Annotated in this window: 14 protein-coding genes and 1 pseudogene; 11 read left to right on the forward strand and 4 right to left on the reverse strand. The window is 38.6% G+C overall.

Going from position 1 to position 14,833, the window contains the following annotated elements; all coding sequences use genetic code 11:
* The first annotated feature begins 99 nt into the window (after positions 1-99).
* From ACZ9AO_RS01075 to ACZ9AO_RS01105, 7 genes are all read left to right on the forward strand, one after another.
* Positions 100-861 (forward strand): DeoR/GlpR family DNA-binding transcription regulator, encoded by a 762-nt coding sequence (locus ACZ9AO_RS01075; RefSeq protein WP_476108238.1) that lies wholly within the window; start codon positions 100-102, stop codon positions 859-861.
* Positions 862-1,267: 406 nt separating this feature from the next.
* On the forward strand, positions 1,268-2,167 hold the full coding sequence (locus tag ACZ9AO_RS01080; RefSeq protein WP_476108239.1) for an ABC transporter ATP-binding protein: 900 nt from the start codon (positions 1,268-1,270) through the stop codon (positions 2,165-2,167).
* Positions 2,160-3,410 carry an ABC transporter permease gene (locus ACZ9AO_RS01085; protein WP_251539114.1) on the forward strand — a complete coding sequence of 417 codons (1,251 nt, stop codon included), beginning with the start codon at positions 2,160-2,162 and terminating at the stop codon, positions 3,408-3,410. Before ACZ9AO_RS01080 ends, ACZ9AO_RS01085 begins: the two co-directional genes overlap by 8 nt.
* 138 nt (positions 3,411-3,548) lie before the next feature.
* Positions 3,549-3,851, forward strand: coding sequence for a hypothetical protein (locus tag ACZ9AO_RS01090; protein WP_202316771.1), 303 nt, complete (start codon positions 3,549-3,551; stop codon positions 3,849-3,851).
* A gap of 1,112 nt (positions 3,852-4,963) precedes the next feature.
* Positions 4,964-5,302, forward strand: a complete 339-nt coding sequence (locus ACZ9AO_RS01095; RefSeq protein WP_231892270.1) for a metal-sensitive transcriptional regulator — start codon at positions 4,964-4,966, stop codon at positions 5,300-5,302.
* Between the two features lie 16 nt (positions 5,303-5,318).
* Positions 5,319-5,525, forward strand: a complete 207-nt coding sequence (gene copZ / locus ACZ9AO_RS01100) for a copper chaperone CopZ (RefSeq protein WP_053534714.1) — start codon at positions 5,319-5,321, stop codon at positions 5,523-5,525.
* Positions 5,526-5,600: 75 nt separating this feature from the next.
* Positions 5,601-8,015 (forward strand): heavy metal translocating P-type ATPase, encoded by a 2,415-nt coding sequence (locus tag ACZ9AO_RS01105; RefSeq protein WP_476108240.1) that lies wholly within the window; start codon positions 5,601-5,603, stop codon positions 8,013-8,015.
* A gap of 171 nt (positions 8,016-8,186) precedes the next feature.
* On the opposite strand, the gene ACZ9AO_RS01110 is transcribed toward ACZ9AO_RS01105, so the two are convergent.
* Positions 8,187-8,690, reverse strand: a complete 504-nt coding sequence (locus tag ACZ9AO_RS01110) for a DinB family protein (protein ID WP_476108241.1) — start codon at positions 8,688-8,690, stop codon at positions 8,187-8,189.
* Between the two features lie 248 nt (positions 8,691-8,938).
* On the opposite strand from ACZ9AO_RS01110, the gene ACZ9AO_RS01115 reads away from it, so the two are divergent.
* From ACZ9AO_RS01115 to ACZ9AO_RS01125, 3 genes are all read left to right on the forward strand, one after another.
* Positions 8,939-9,859: a patatin-like phospholipase family protein gene (locus ACZ9AO_RS01115; protein ID WP_476108242.1), complete on the forward strand. Its 921-nt coding sequence runs from the start codon at positions 8,939-8,941 to the stop codon at positions 9,857-9,859.
* A gap of 707 nt (positions 9,860-10,566) precedes the next feature.
* Positions 10,567-11,151: a hypothetical protein gene (locus tag ACZ9AO_RS01120; RefSeq protein ID WP_476108243.1), complete on the forward strand. Its 585-nt coding sequence runs from the start codon at positions 10,567-10,569 to the stop codon at positions 11,149-11,151.
* A gap of 24 nt (positions 11,152-11,175) precedes the next feature.
* Positions 11,176-11,532, forward strand: a complete 357-nt coding sequence (locus ACZ9AO_RS01125; RefSeq protein ID WP_476108244.1) for a hypothetical protein — start codon at positions 11,176-11,178, stop codon at positions 11,530-11,532.
* Here the strand turns inward: ACZ9AO_RS01125 and ACZ9AO_RS01130 are convergent.
* The 3 genes and pseudogenes from ACZ9AO_RS01130 to ACZ9AO_RS01140 form a co-directional block, all read right to left on the reverse strand.
* Positions 11,529-11,678: a Spo0E family sporulation regulatory protein-aspartic acid phosphatase gene (locus ACZ9AO_RS01130; protein ID WP_476108245.1), complete on the reverse strand. Its 150-nt coding sequence runs from the start codon at positions 11,676-11,678 to the stop codon at positions 11,529-11,531. The genes ACZ9AO_RS01125 and ACZ9AO_RS01130 overlap by 4 nt on opposite strands.
* A 58-nt stretch (positions 11,679-11,736) precedes the next feature.
* A pseudogene (locus tag ACZ9AO_RS01135) lies at positions 11,737-11,898 on the reverse strand (transposase); the annotation flags it as partial.
* Between the two features lie 478 nt (positions 11,899-12,376).
* A complete protein-coding gene (locus ACZ9AO_RS01140) occupies positions 12,377-12,544 on the reverse strand; it encodes an aspartyl-phosphate phosphatase Spo0E family protein (RefSeq protein ID WP_082352106.1) in 168 nt (55 codons plus the stop codon).
* Between the two features lie 541 nt (positions 12,545-13,085).
* Here ACZ9AO_RS01140 and ACZ9AO_RS01145 point away from each other — a divergent pair.
* On the forward strand, positions 13,086-14,828 hold the full coding sequence (locus ACZ9AO_RS01145; RefSeq protein WP_476108246.1) for an alkaline phosphatase D family protein: 1,743 nt from the start codon (positions 13,086-13,088) through the stop codon (positions 14,826-14,828).
* Positions 14,829-14,833: the final 5 nt, after the last annotated feature.

Below are 14,833 nucleotides of genomic sequence, written 5' to 3' on the forward strand. Positions count from 1 at the left end.
AGTTCCTAAGCTCTCTATTTATATAGAGGGCTTTATATATGTTACAATACAAAAACAAACAAAGGTAAACAAAGATTATATAGATAGGAGAAAGTTGGTATGCTTGTAGCTCAAAGACACCAAAAAATTGTCGAACTCGTAAATGAACGTTCGAGTATTCGTGTTACAGAATTAAGTGAAATCTTTTCAGTAACAGAGGAAACAATCCGACGTGATCTCGAAAAGCTTGAGAAAGAAACAAAACTAAAACGCAGCCACGGCGGTGCCGTTAGCCTGCAAGAAGATGATTCGGAAATCCATTTTTCCGAAAGAGTGATAACAAATGTCAATGAAAAAAAAGTGATAGCATATGAAGCGGCAAAGCGGATAGTGGAAGGTGACAGGATTATTTTAGATGCAAGTACAACTGCCTGGTATATGTCAAAAGCCTTACCAAACATACCGCTAACGGTTATTACCAATTCCACCAAAGTGGTGATGGAATTGAGTAAAAAAGAAAAAATAGAGGTTATTTCAACCGGGGGAAGGTTGCTGTCAAAATCTTTATCATTTGTTGGTCCGATTGCAGAGAAGTCATTAACCATGTATCATGTCAACAAAACGTTTTTGTCTTGCAAGGGGATTCACGTAGAAGAAGGACTCAGTGATTCTAATGAAGGGCAGGCTTTATTAAAAAAGAAAATGATCGAGAGGTCGGATGCAGTGATCCTGATGGTGGATTCCTCAAAGTTTGGAAAAAAGGCGTTTTCATTAATCGTTCCGCCTAGTGAAGTGGATGAGGTCATTACGGATAAAGAAATAGATGAAGCATCAAGAAAATTGCTTGAAAAAAGAAATGTAAAAGTAACGATTGTAAAATAAGATAGACTCATTAGCGACAGTTGGGAAATGTGTCCTTTAAAGCGAGCAATATATAACTCATAGAGGTTGGGTATCTTTACGGTACCCAATATATTTTTTTATTGCCTCGTTTTCAAAAAAAGGGCTTTCAGTTTAGTAACATGCTCGTGTTAGGGAAAGGCAGGAGACGTAGGGGGTTGTGAAAATGTTGACCATGTTATTACCAATAAAAAGGGAAAGGGGGTTTTGTCTTAAGTTTCGCAGAAAAAATACTAGTAGGGTAAAGGGCAAACGTGAAAAGTTAATTTTTTTCTGGAACATGCATATAATCAAAGGTGAAAAGAGTTATTTGCTCCTTGGCGATAGTTGAAATTGGAAAACATTTCCGTTAACATATAATTAGAATCATATAATAGGAGGTTGCGCATTGCTTTTACACATTAAAGAAGTTACGAAAAAATTCGGGGATTTCACAGCAGTCAACAAGCTTGATTTAACTATTCCCGAAAAAGAAATGTTCGGCTTTTTAGGCGGGAATGGAGCGGGGAAAACGACCACGTTCCGAATGATACTTGGCCTGCTTGACCCTACTGAAGGGGAAGTTGTCTGGGATGGTAAGAAAATCGATTATACGACCAGTTCAATGATTGGCTATCTTCCTGAGGAACGCGGACTATATCCAAAACTGAAGGTGCGCGATCAAATTGTTTATTTGGCTAGATTAAGAGGGATGAACAAACGTGATGCTTTGAAAGAATTGGAGTATTGGCTGGACCGCTTTATGGTGCCCGAGTATATCGATAAGCGAGTTGAAGAGCTTTCAAAGGGAAATCAACAAAAAATCCAGCTGATCGCATCCATGATCCATAAACCTGAATTACTTATCCTTGACGAACCCTTCAGCGGACTGGATCCAGTGAATGTGGAAATCCTGAAGAAAGCGGTCATTGACTTAAGGGACAGCGGCACGACGATCGTTTTCTCGAGCCATCGCATGGAGCATGTCGAAGAGATGTGTGAGCATCTTTGCATCATGCATAAAGGTTCACCTGTTGTGGCTGGAAAGTTAAAAGAAATCAAGCGTTCTTTTGGTAAAAAGAATGTCTCAATTAAAGCGGATTTTGATCTATCTTTCTTGGATCATTATGCAGGTGTAACAAAAGTCAAGAACACGATGGAAGGGAAAATTCTTCAAGTAACTGGTGAAGATGTGGCTGAGAGCATGCTATGTGATCTTGTTCCAAGAGGTTTCGTCCGGAAATTCGAATTGGAAGAACCATCGCTAACGGATATTTTCATTGAAAAAGTAGGTGCCGTCTATGAATAAATTTTGGATTGTCCTTTCCCATACATACCTATCAAAATTAAAGACGAAATCCTTTATCATTTCTACAATCATTATGATGGCACTGATTCTCCTTCTTTCGAATCTTTCGAATCTTATTGATAAATTCGACAGTGATGAACAGGAAAAGGTTGCCGTAATCGATCAGACTGAAGGCGGTTTATTTGATTCTTATAAAAAAGCGGTAGCAGGTGTGAACGATGACCTATCGATAATATCCGCCCAGGATGAAAAGGAAGCGGAGGAAATGGTCAGCGCGGAAGAAATCGTTGGGTATTTATTAATCCAAAAGGATAAAACTCTCGGCTTCAAGGGAACGTACAAAGCGAATCAAATTTCAGATTCTGCGGTAAGTAATGATTTACTATTAGCGCTTACTCAATTGAAGGGTCAAATAACGGCGAAGGAATTGAATTTGACAGAGCAGCAAATCGCTCAATTGAATACGCCGCCAGCATTTGATACGATTGCTCTTCAGAAAAATGCAAAGACGGAAGAGGATCTCAATCAAGCACGCGGTCTCGTGTATGTGCTCCTATTCGTGATTTACTTCGGTGTGTTGATGTATGCAACGATGATTGCAATGGAAGTGGCTACTGAGAAAACATCACGAGTCATGGAAATCCTGATTTCAAGTGTCCCGCCAGTCACACAGATGTTTGCCAAAATAATGGGTGTTGCTTTACTTAGCCTTACTCAAATGATTTTATTTTTTGGGGTGGGCTATTTCTCGATTAAACAAAACTTGACAGGTATGGATGAAGGATTCTTTTCATTTTTCGGTTTCGGCAGTACAGATATCTCAACGATCATTTATGCAATCATCTTTGCTTTGCTTGGATATTTTCTGTACGCGACTCTTGCGGCATGCCTTGGATCCGTTGTCAGCAAAATTGAAGATGTCCAGCAAATGATTTCACCGATGACCATGTTAGTTGTCATCGCCTTCATGATTGCAATGTTTGGTCTGGGGAATCCGTCAGCCAGTTATATTACGATTACATCATTCATTCCATTTTTCACTCCGATGATCATGTTCTTGCGCGTAGGGATGCTTGAGGTTCCGTTCTGGGAAATCGCCATCAGCATTGCTGTCTTGATCTTAACGATTGTTATACTTGGAATAATCGGAGCAAAAATCTATCGTGGTGGTGTCTTGATGTACGGTAGCTCAAAATCACTGAAAAGCATCAAGAATGCCCTGCAATTATCCAAGAAAAATTAACATGAAACCTGGATCTTTCATCCTGTTGGAGGGGTTCAGGTTTTTTAAGTTAATAATATAGGAACGAAAAGTAGCATAGATGTAAGGGAACATAAATATATTCCATTTATGCAACCATGATTATAGGAGTGAATTATTATGAGCAATTTGGTAACGTTGACGATAGTTTCAGAACTGTTTCTCTTGCTATCCTTCATCATTATTATTTTATCAACTAAGAATCCGAAAAAAAATGTTCTCTGGGTCATCTTGTTCATCATTGGAGCTGCTCCACTTTTATATTTAGCCATAGATCATGTGAAAAACGATTATATGGACGCAAATATCGGACTGGGACTTGCCTTTATGTATACCTGGTTATACAGCGCAGTTGCTTTTATCATTGGCATCATTCTTTTAGTGAAAAAGAAAAGGAACAATAATATTTCAAAAGAACTGTGATAATCACATTGGAATCTTAAATTAAAAAAATAATAACGCTGAAGAAACATAAACTATACCCCGAATAACGGACACACATCAAAAGGTCCCTTATCCGGGTTTTTTTATGTTTCAATAGGTGTAATGAGAATGGACGGAGGGTTTCTATGAGTAAGAATAAATAACCTATAATCCTGATACCTGGAAACTGGACGAAATTTTCAGTATTGGAAAGTTCTGTGGTAACATCCAAAGGAGATGGAAAATCATATATATATATGCGAATTTTTTAATCCTAATATGCTTAAATGGCTACTACAATCCTTAAAACAATTAGAACATCTGCAAGTCTGGTGAAACATAGGAAAAATCCTGCTCAGCGTTTAGGAACTGCCAAAAAAGTACATTCTTGGGATGATATAATTGATTAACGATAGTCGAATGAAATTCCTTTTTCTTCTTCAACTAACAACGCAGGTTTGTGAAAGAAGGAGAATCAATTTTAGTAAGATAATCTTGTCACATTGGTATCTCACCTGAGGAAGTATTAAAGGCATAACAAGATGGTTTATATGAAGAAATATTAAGGTAATGTTCCGACGGGGGATCAGTTGGTTAATGTAAATATAGCGTAACATTATATTATACATTGGACTTCGATTGATGGCTATATTGCAAATGAGGATGGTATATTAGAGTGGTTAGGATCAACAGAAGTAGAAGGAGATTCTGGCTACAATTCATTCCTCGAAAGAATTGACACCGTTGTTATGAGAAAAGGAACTTATGATGTCATTCGTGGATTTGATATGGATTATCCTTATACTGGTTATATTTTCTAAATCTGTTAGTGGATCAGATGAATATGCTTCATTTATTAATGAAGATGTCAAAACCTACATTAAAAAAAGATGAAACCACACAGAGATTGAAGAAATTTGCGACACTCCTGCAGAAATGACTGGCTAGCCGAGCCCCTGCGAGACTTGGCAGATAGGGAGCAGGCTCTGAGCTTAAGAATAGAAAATGTTAAAATACGGATAGTAATAAATGATGCACATAAATCTTTCTCTTTGCATAGGGTAGGAGGGTATGGTATATTAATTTTTGAGGAGGGATGGGCAATGGATGAAATGATGAATGGGCAAGATGCGGTGAATGAAGAAGAATGCTGTACGACCTCTTCCCACGGCCGAAAGAGTCATCACTCAGAAGCAGTAAAAAAGAACTTAACGACCCGGTTAAATCGAATTGAAGGTCAAATCCGCGGTATAAAGGGTCTTATTGAAAAAGATACGTACTGTGATGATGTGATCACCCAAATAGCAGCTACACAAAGCGCGATGAATAGTGTGGCCAAGATTTTATTGGAAGGGCATCTAAGGAATTGTGTGGTTGAACGCCTGAATGAAGGGGATACAGAGGTTATAGATGAAGTGCTTGTAACGATACAAAAATTAATGAAAAAATAAAGGAGCAGTGGATAAAATGGAAAATGTAACATTGAATGTAAGTGGAATGTCTTGTGGTCATTGTGTGAATGCAGTTGAAGGGAATGTAGGAAAACTTGCGGGTGTTGAAAGCGTAAAGGTGCATTTGGATGCAGGAAAAGTAGATGTAGCGTTTGACAAGGAAAAAGTATCACTTGAGAAAATAAAAGAAACAATCGATGATCAAGGCTACGATGTCGAGTAAGTTATGAGAGTGCTGTTAAGCACTTCTTTTTTACAAAGGAATATACCCCATAGCGGTATAGGGAGGCGGGATGAAGTGAGCAGCCAAATAAAAGAAACAAGTTTACAGATTTCAGGAATGACTTGCGCTGCCTGTGCAAACCGAATTGAAAAAGGGTTAAACAAAATGGAAGGCGTTGAGGAAGCCACCGTTAATTTGGCTCTTGAGAAATCGGTTATTAAATATGATTCGGAAAAAGTAAGCAACCAGGACTTCGAAAAGAAAATTCAGGATCTTGGCTATGATGTAGTAAAAGAGAAAAAGGAATTTACGATTACTGGCATGACCTGCGCTGCCTGTGCAAACCGAATAGAAAAAGGGTTAAATAAGATGGATGGGGTGAGCATGGCTAATGTCAATCTAGCGCTTGAAAATGCGACCGTCGAATATGATCCTTCCCAAGCCTCCCCAATTGACATCATTCAACGGGTGGAGAAGATGGGGTATGGGGCGATCATCAAGGAAGATAAAATGGAATCCGTGAATTTCCGTCAAAAAGAAATACAAAAACAAAAGAATACATTCATCTTTTCAGTCATTTTATCTTTTCCATTGTTATGGGCGATGGTAAGCCATTTTAGTTTTACTTCGTTTATCTATATGCCTGATTTCCTCATGAATCCTTGGGTGCAGATGGCATTCGCAACCCCGGTGCAATTTTTGATTGGAAAGCAGTTCTATGTTGGAGCTTATAAAGCCTTGAGAAATAAAAGTGCCAATATGGATGTATTAGTCGCGATGGGAACATCCGCTGCCTATTTTTACAGCGTTTATCAGGCGATCATCTCGATGGGTTCCCATCACAATACGGCACAACTTTATTTCGAAACAAGTTCGATTCTTATCACCCTCATACTTTTGGGTAAGCTGTTTGAAGCAAAAGCAAAAGGACGTTCTTCCGAGGCCATCAAAAAATTGATGGGGCTTCAGGCCAAAACGGCATTCGTTCTAAGAAATGGGGAAGAACGGGAAATACCACTTGAAGAAGTCATCGTAGGGGATACGATTTTGGTGAAGCCGGGTGAAAAGATCCCTGTCGATGGCAAGGTAATCGAAGGGAACTCTGCCGTCGATGAATCCATGTTAACGGGTGAGAGCATCCCGGTCGATAAAACAAACGGGGATACTGTGATCGGTTCAACATTGAATAAGAATGGGTTTCTCAAAATGAAAGCGACTAAAATAGGAAGGGATACAGCTCTTTCCCAAATCATTAAAGTCGTCGAAGATGCTCAAGGTTCGAAAGCGCCGATTCAACGGCTTGCTGACCAAATTTCCGGTGTTTTCGTTCCCATTGTTGTCGGAATCGCTCTTTTAACTTTTCTGGTTTGGATGATTTGGGTTAACCCTGGAGAATTCACACCTGCTTTTGAAGCGATGATTGCAGTGCTAGTCATAGCCTGCCCATGTGCTTTAGGCCTGGCCACTCCCACCTCTATCATGGCAGGGTCTGGAAGGGCTGCCGAATTCGGGATCTTATTTAAAGGCGGGGAACATCTGGAAACCACCCACCATATTGATACGGTCATCTTGGATAAAACGGGAACGGTAACGAATGGTACCCCTGTGTTGACAGATGTCCTCATTGAGAATGGTATGGAGGAAGAACAGTTTTTATCATTAATCGGTGCAGCTGAAAAACAATCTGAACACCCTCTTGCTCAATCAATCGTTCAAGGAATTCAAGCAAGACAGATTTCACTTGCAGCTGTTGAGGAATTTGAAGCGATGCCTGGATACGGGATTAGAGCTGTGGCGGATCAAAAAGTGATATTCATCGGAACCCGTAAATTGATGAAGCAAAATAACGTGGATATCACTAAGGCGCTAACAGCGATGGAAGAATTTGAAGAGCAAGGGAAGACTGCAATGCTCGCTAGCATTGAAGGGGAATATGCAGGACTCATTGCTGTTGCGGATACGATAAAAGAGAGCTCACTAGCGGCGATTAAAAGGTTAAAAGCAATGGATATCCAGGTCATCATGATAACCGGGGATAATCAAAGAACAGCAAATGCCATCGGCCATCAAGTTGGCATTGACCATGTAATCGCAGAAGTCCTACCTGAAGGGAAAGCGGAAGAAGTGAAAAAAATGCAGGCCGCCGGTAAAACTGTGGCAATGGTCGGTGATGGGATAAATGATGCTCCCGCGCTGGCACTAGCCGATATAGGAATGGCAATAGGAACCGGGACGGACATAGCCATGGAAGCTGCCGATATCACTTTGATCCGGGGTGATTTGAACAGTATTGCAGATGCCATCCTTATGAGCAGGAAGACGATGAAAAACATCAAACAAAACCTATTCTGGGCTTTTGCCTATAATGTAATCGGAATACCAATTGCGGCAATCGGACTGCTTGCCCCGTGGTTAGCGGGTGCTGCCATGGCCTTCAGTTCTGTGTCAGTCGTATTGAATGCACTTCGCCTTCAACGGATAAAGCTTTAAAGGTCATGTAACATATATAGAAGAAAGTTGTACTGACTGAATATAGCATTCTACGGGCGTATGAATTTTAATCATCCAAATAAAGCCGATGATTCCTTTACAAGAGGATCATCGGCTTTCATCTGGAATGAGCGGCAATGTTACTGCAACTCCTAAAGGTTGTCAAACGGCTTATTTTAAACAGTAAAATACATAATCTGTTGGTGCCCCATTCTCGCCTTGTTGATGGAGCATCGCTGATACATTACCGCGATGATAGGTCCCATGATTCACTACATGATGGATGAGGTCGGCAAGTACAAACTCACAAGCCCCCATTTTCGGATGTTCGGTTACAATGGTCCATTCAAGATCAGGCTGCGAATTAAGAAAATTGTCATAATCCTTTGCAAGTTCATCATATGAGGATTCCAGTTCATTTAATGAGATTCCGTCCACTTCTTTCCGCCGCTGTTCAACTTTTTTAAAAGTTTCTTGAACTGTGCTTCCTTTCATTATCTCCAACCAGGTAATATCTGTTGCGTAAAGGTGAACAAGGACTTCCTTGATGGATGGAAAGACACTTTTTATCGTGTCTCCATAAACTCCGTCCGGTAATTGTTTTAGTTTTTGGAACACTTGCTGATTGGCCCAAACATGGTAATCATACATTTTCTTGGCACGGTTATTTTCCATTTTTTCACTCCTTCAATTGTTACATATCCTTTTCGACATCATTTAAAGAATTCCTTTATCAAAGGCTGCTTCCTAATCTGATAATTTGTCCATGCAAATGCTTCGTTTTCTACATACCATGATAATAGAAGCTATCCTACTATTGTTATTACGTTAGATTGCCATCAAAGGGTTAAAGAGTGTGAAAATTCACATTATTTTCAAATATTGTTAATATGATAATAACTCTTATCGAGAGGTGGAAAAAAATGAAAGCAGATGCCGTTTTTGAAGGTGGGGGGGTCAGGGGAATTGCTTTTATTGGGGCAATTCAAGCAATGGAAGAGGAAAATGTCGAATGGGAAAGACTTGCTGGGACATCAGCAGGAGCAGTAATAGCTGCACTTTTGGCTAGTGGATATAAAAGCCATGAAATTAGAGAACGGTTTAGTGAAATCAATTACTCAAAGTTTCGAGGCAGGACAATTCTGAATCGAATTCCCATTTTGGGCTTCTTTTTGGAACTTATGGTTCATCTTGGGATTTACAAAAACGATTATTTGGAGACATGGGTAGATTCACTTCTTTCAGAAAAAGGGATAAAGACATTCGCGGATCTTCCAGATGGAAAGTTGAAGATCATTGCTTCTGATGTTTCGAATGGACAGATGCTTATTTTGCCAGATGATTTGGACCGCTATGGGATGTCTCCTGCTGATTTAAAAGTTTCAACTGCTGTTATGATGAGTGCCTCCTTACCATTTTTCTTCCGTCCGGTTATTTGGAAATCAAAAGACCGGAAAAAATCCTACATTTTAGATGGTGGTTTACTTAGTAACTTCCCGATATGGATATTTGATACCGACCATCCTCGTTTTCCAACATTCGGATTCCATTTTGTGAAAGATGAAGTTAACATAGGCGGGGTTATCCCAACGCCAATCCACCTTTCCAAAAATATATTTAAAACGATGCTCCAAGCCCATGATTTACGACATATGAACGAAGAAACGATTGAACGCACGATTCAAATTCCTGTTGGCGGCATCAATGCAACGGATTTTGAACTGAATGAGGAAGAAATCAACTTTCTCTATAAATCAGGCTACACTTCTGCAAAAGAATTTTTGTCGAATTGGGATTTTGAACAATATAAGGTCAAACGCTTGCAAAGAGTCAAAAATGAGTAGGAGAAACATTCCTCTATCATTCGGTCCAAAAGGGGGAAAGAGGGGACAAGGAGCTGTTACAACGGCTCTTTTTCTTATAGAATGAACGAATCAATCGTTTAACATGAGGCATAATTGTCTTGATCTTTTTAAAAGCAATAAGCGTAATTGCGAAATCATAAAATATTAATATTTTGATATTGCTTAACAAATATTATGAAAGCATTTAAATGTATGAGGAAATGAGACATTTAAAAATTATTAGAATTCATAATAAATAGTATCTTTTACGACGTCTATGTGAACCAGTCAAAGAATTTTCCGAACATAAAAAACTACTTCTTACGAAAAAAATCTTACCGAGACTTATTCCAAGTTTGAATGAACTCATAAAACCCACAGCTTATAACAGAGGTAACGATAATTTGAATAATGATTCTTCAGACCCTTATTTTTTATATATTTTTATAAAAATAAAATAAATCTAGTTATATTTTCATACTAATGTTAATATAAAGTGGTAGATAATACCTAACCATGGAAAGGAGAGGATTTTATAAACTGATATAGAAATCGGAATTGTTCCCGCCTCAGCCTTCAGCCTTAAACCTTTGTCCTTCAGCCTCTACTTAGATCACTCCATAAACAGCATCTTCTATGAGAGAATTTATTTCTTAAATGTAGGAAAAATGTTAAGAAAAAATCTACTAGAAGGGGAATAGAATATTATGAAAAATATATTTGCCTTTTCATTATCGTTGATTATTTTATTTAGTTTTATAGCTCCTTCCTTTGCAAGTATAGAAGTTAGCAACGAGACATCGACACAACAAGAAGTAAACGAACATGCCTATTCTTTTAATGAACTAGAAATAATAAGTAATACAATTTTAACGGAGCAAGAGATTGAAAATCTATATAATGAAGTTATGAGTATTAATACACTTAACTCTGGTGGTATAACTGCATATGGACCTATTTCAGGTGGATCAACAAAAACTGAAATAGCTCCTATTTATAGAACCTACAAAAATACCGGTGTAAATGAAGCCAAAAATCTAATTTTTGCATATATGATGAAAAAGATTCCTAAAAAACTGACAGACAGTGTATTCGCTAATTGGCTTTTTGTAAAGTTAAATAGCTGGTCCAAAATTAGTCCAACTTACGTTGGTTCTTGGGTATCAAGTTCATATAGCACTGCAGAAAAGAAAAGAAATTATCATGCGACAGTGGTTTATTATGGCAAAAGTAATTACACATCACCTAAATCAGTTCAATATTTCCAATGCAATTACTGGTTTGGGAAATAATAAATCGAGGAAATGGGGAATAAGATGAATTTGAAAATATTATTGAGAATAGGTATCTTTTTATTATTTTCTTTTCTTATGATTTTTGATTATTTCCCTCATCTCGTTCTCAAAGACATTCCTAAAACTGCACTGACAATTGGAATGGTCTCATTAGCGGTTGTCTATATTGTCATTAATCGAAAGACTGAAAAAGATTGTGAAAATGCATTAATTGGAGAAGCAGTATTTATTTTTTTTATGTTAGTGCTAATAGGTGTATTAACGGTAATGGGCGGAAAATCTACTGTAGGAATCTCTTTGAATAATCCAATGTTGTGGTTTGTTTTATTATTGACAATCGTTGATATGACCGTAAGATATAGGAAAATGAATGCTTAGAAAACGCTAGACTTATGAAATTGGGGAATTTCCCGACGAAAAAACAGCCAGTTTTCCAACAGTTTTTCTAGTTCCTGGCTTATATGTATAGTTTTTGGTGAAGTGATCCAATGTTTCAATGCCGTATTTATTAATTCTTTCCTCATTGTCTCTATTTTTTATGTGGCAGTCCAATATTATTCAATGAAAATCCCCTCAAAACCTTACTGGATCAATACTTGGGCGTCTTTTCTCTGAGTACATATCTTTCACTAAATCATAAATGAAAGAGAATTCAATGGCAGTCTCCATTTTACGAACTCAATGGTTCGCTGGCACCAGTGGGTCTAAAGTAATCATTCCAGTTGATCTCGCTGAATGAATCATGTTTAGAAAGCAAACTCATCATCTCAAGTTTTAATAAATCTATTTTAAAACAAAAAAGACTGTAGGCAAAAGGAGTATTATACAAATTTTTAAACATAGTTGATTGGAGCGGGTGTGCGAGACTCCTGCGGGAAAAACGAGTCCAAGGGAAGCCCCACAGGCGCAAGTGCGCCGAGGGCGGACCGCCCACGGAAAGCGAGTGCCCTACGTTCCAATCAACGTCCAAATTTGTACAAGCAAAAAAAAAATTGTAGACAAATTCTCGAGTTTGTCTACAGTCTGAGGCATCCATTCATTTTGGATGCTTTTTAATTAGGAAGAGTGATGATGTTAACAATTATCTAATGATTTAGCGGATATTGCATCAAAATTAGACCACGAGTCCAAGAAAAATATAAGAGGTAAGAGAAGCATGAACTACACAGTGATGATTCCATGAAGTATTAGTAGAAAAATCAATCAGGCTTCATTCCGCTTTTTAGACATATTCTAAATCATTTGGTTCTTTTTCATTTGTAAGTAAATTCAACAGTTCATCTAGTTCCTGGCTTTTATGTAATGTTTTTGGGGCAGTAAATCCATAAATCAATCCGGTGGTTATTAGTTCTTTCCTCAATATCTCAATTTTTTCAAATAATGCTTCCATACTCTCCAATGCAGAATCCTCAAGTGCTTTCTTTTTTTTGTTATGAAACTATTATTACATAAATTAGGATGGTTTTAAACCAAAAGTAAGTATTCACTTATAAAAGTATTGCTGAAGCATTATTAGTCCGATTTTAGAAAACTATGATGATTTCTAAAGCTTTCTTTGAATCAAGGTTTCCTTACTGCGGTGGATCCAACCAAGTGATGGCGATCTTCCTTTTATTCCATTATTTCTCTGGCTTCTTTAGGATTTTATAGTTTTAAAGGTTTATTGTAAAAATAGCCCATGGAAGTTATTTGTAACGATTAAATAAATGATTCATTAAGAGAACTAGGCTGAAAGACTGTCGTTATATGTAAAAGTTTGTAGGGCTATGTAAATGTATAAGTGAATCAAAACTCTTTTTGTATTCAGTGGGTGCCATTAGTCATGCCTAAAAATTCCTAATTGGAAATTTATTGATTTACACATCTTCATACACCTTTAAAAATGGCCTTCTATACTTGAACCAGATTCAAATAATAGGAGGGAAAGATTAATGAATAATGAAAGAGCAATGGATGATTTAATTAAGAATTGGAGCGAATTAGGTAAGAATATGGACCGCCGAAATTTTATCCAGGGAGCGAGTAAGCTTGCCGGACTTTCATTAGGTCTTGCTCTTGCCCAATCAATGGGCGGTATTGAAGTGAATGCTGCCCCGAAATTCAGTGATTATCCATTTACTCTCGGTGTTGCTTCAGGAGATCCGCTCTCGGACAGTGTCGTTTTATGGACAAGGTTGGCACCGGATCCGTTGAATGGAGGGGGAATGCCAAAAGAAGCCATTTCGGTTAAATGGGAAGTGGCAAAGGATGAGAATTTCAGAAAGGTTGTCCAGCAAGGCAAGGAAATAGCCAGGCCGGAACTTGGCCATTCCGTACATGTGGAAGTAAGCGGGTTAAAACCTGATAAAGTCTATTTTTACCGTTTTAAAAGCGGCGGGGAAGTAAGTCAGACTGGGAAAACGAAAACACTTCCGCCAATAGGTTCAAGTGTTTCGAGCTTGTCATTCGCGTTTGTTTCATGCCAGCAATTTGAGCATGGTTATTATACGGCGTATAAACATTTGGCAAAGGAAGATCTGGATATTGTCTTCCACCTTGGCGATTATATATATGAATATGGACCAAATGAATATGTTTCTTCTACAGGTAATGTCCGTGTACATAGTGGACCAGAGATCATTACACTTGAAGATTATCGGAATAGATACGCACAATATCGCTCTGATACCCATTTAAAAGCGGCACACGCAGCTTTCCCATGGGTCGTGACTTGGGATGATCATGAAGTTGAAAACAATTATGCAAATGTCATCCCGGAAAAAGGACAATCGGTAGAAGCTTTCATCAAGAGAAGGGCCGCCGCTTATCAGGCTTACTATGAGCATATGCCCCTTCGTAAATCATCTTTGCCTAAGGGAGCGGATATGAGGTTATACCGAAATTTCACATATGGCGACCTGGCCTCTTTCTATGTATTGGATTCACGTCAATACCGGGATGATCAGGCAAACGGTGATGGAAGTTCACCGCAAACGCCTGAGTCACTTGATCCGAAACGGACATTACTAGGTCCAGAGCAGGAACAGTGGCTAACTGACAATCTATCAAATTCAAAAACGAATTGGAATGTTCTGCCTCAGCAGATTTTCTTTGCACAACGGAATTATGGTACACCAACCGCTCCCAAATTCAGCATGGATTCCTGGGATGGTTACCCGGCTGCACGCGATCGCTTAATTGATGTAATCAAAAGCAACAACCTGGAAAATCTGGTCGTGTTGACCGGTGATGTACATGCAAGCTGGGCCGCCAATTTAAAGGCGGATTTCGATGATCCAAATTCAAAGATTTTCGGTGTGGAGTTTGTCGGCACTTCGATCACATCTGGTGGAAATGGTGCGGATAAGCGTGCGGACACGGATAAAATACTAAGTCAGAATCCGCATATAAAGTTCTTTAATGATTACAGGGGATATGTACGGTGCAAAGTAACACCAGAACAATGGAAGGCGGATTACCGTGTAGTCCCATTCGTGACAGAACCAGGTGCGGATATATCGACAAGAGCATCCTTTGTTTTTGATAAGGATCAAACAGGGCTGCGAAAGGTTGCTTCAGCAGCGGTTATGGAAGGTGTACAAAAAACGAACGAAGTTGAGGAAGATCGGACACGTGCCCATAATCGCGCACATGAAAAACAAAGAATGAAAAGTCAGGGGAAAGTGACTAATTGATAGGG

The sequence above is a fragment of the Peribacillus sp. TE19612 genome (assembly GCF_056279465.1).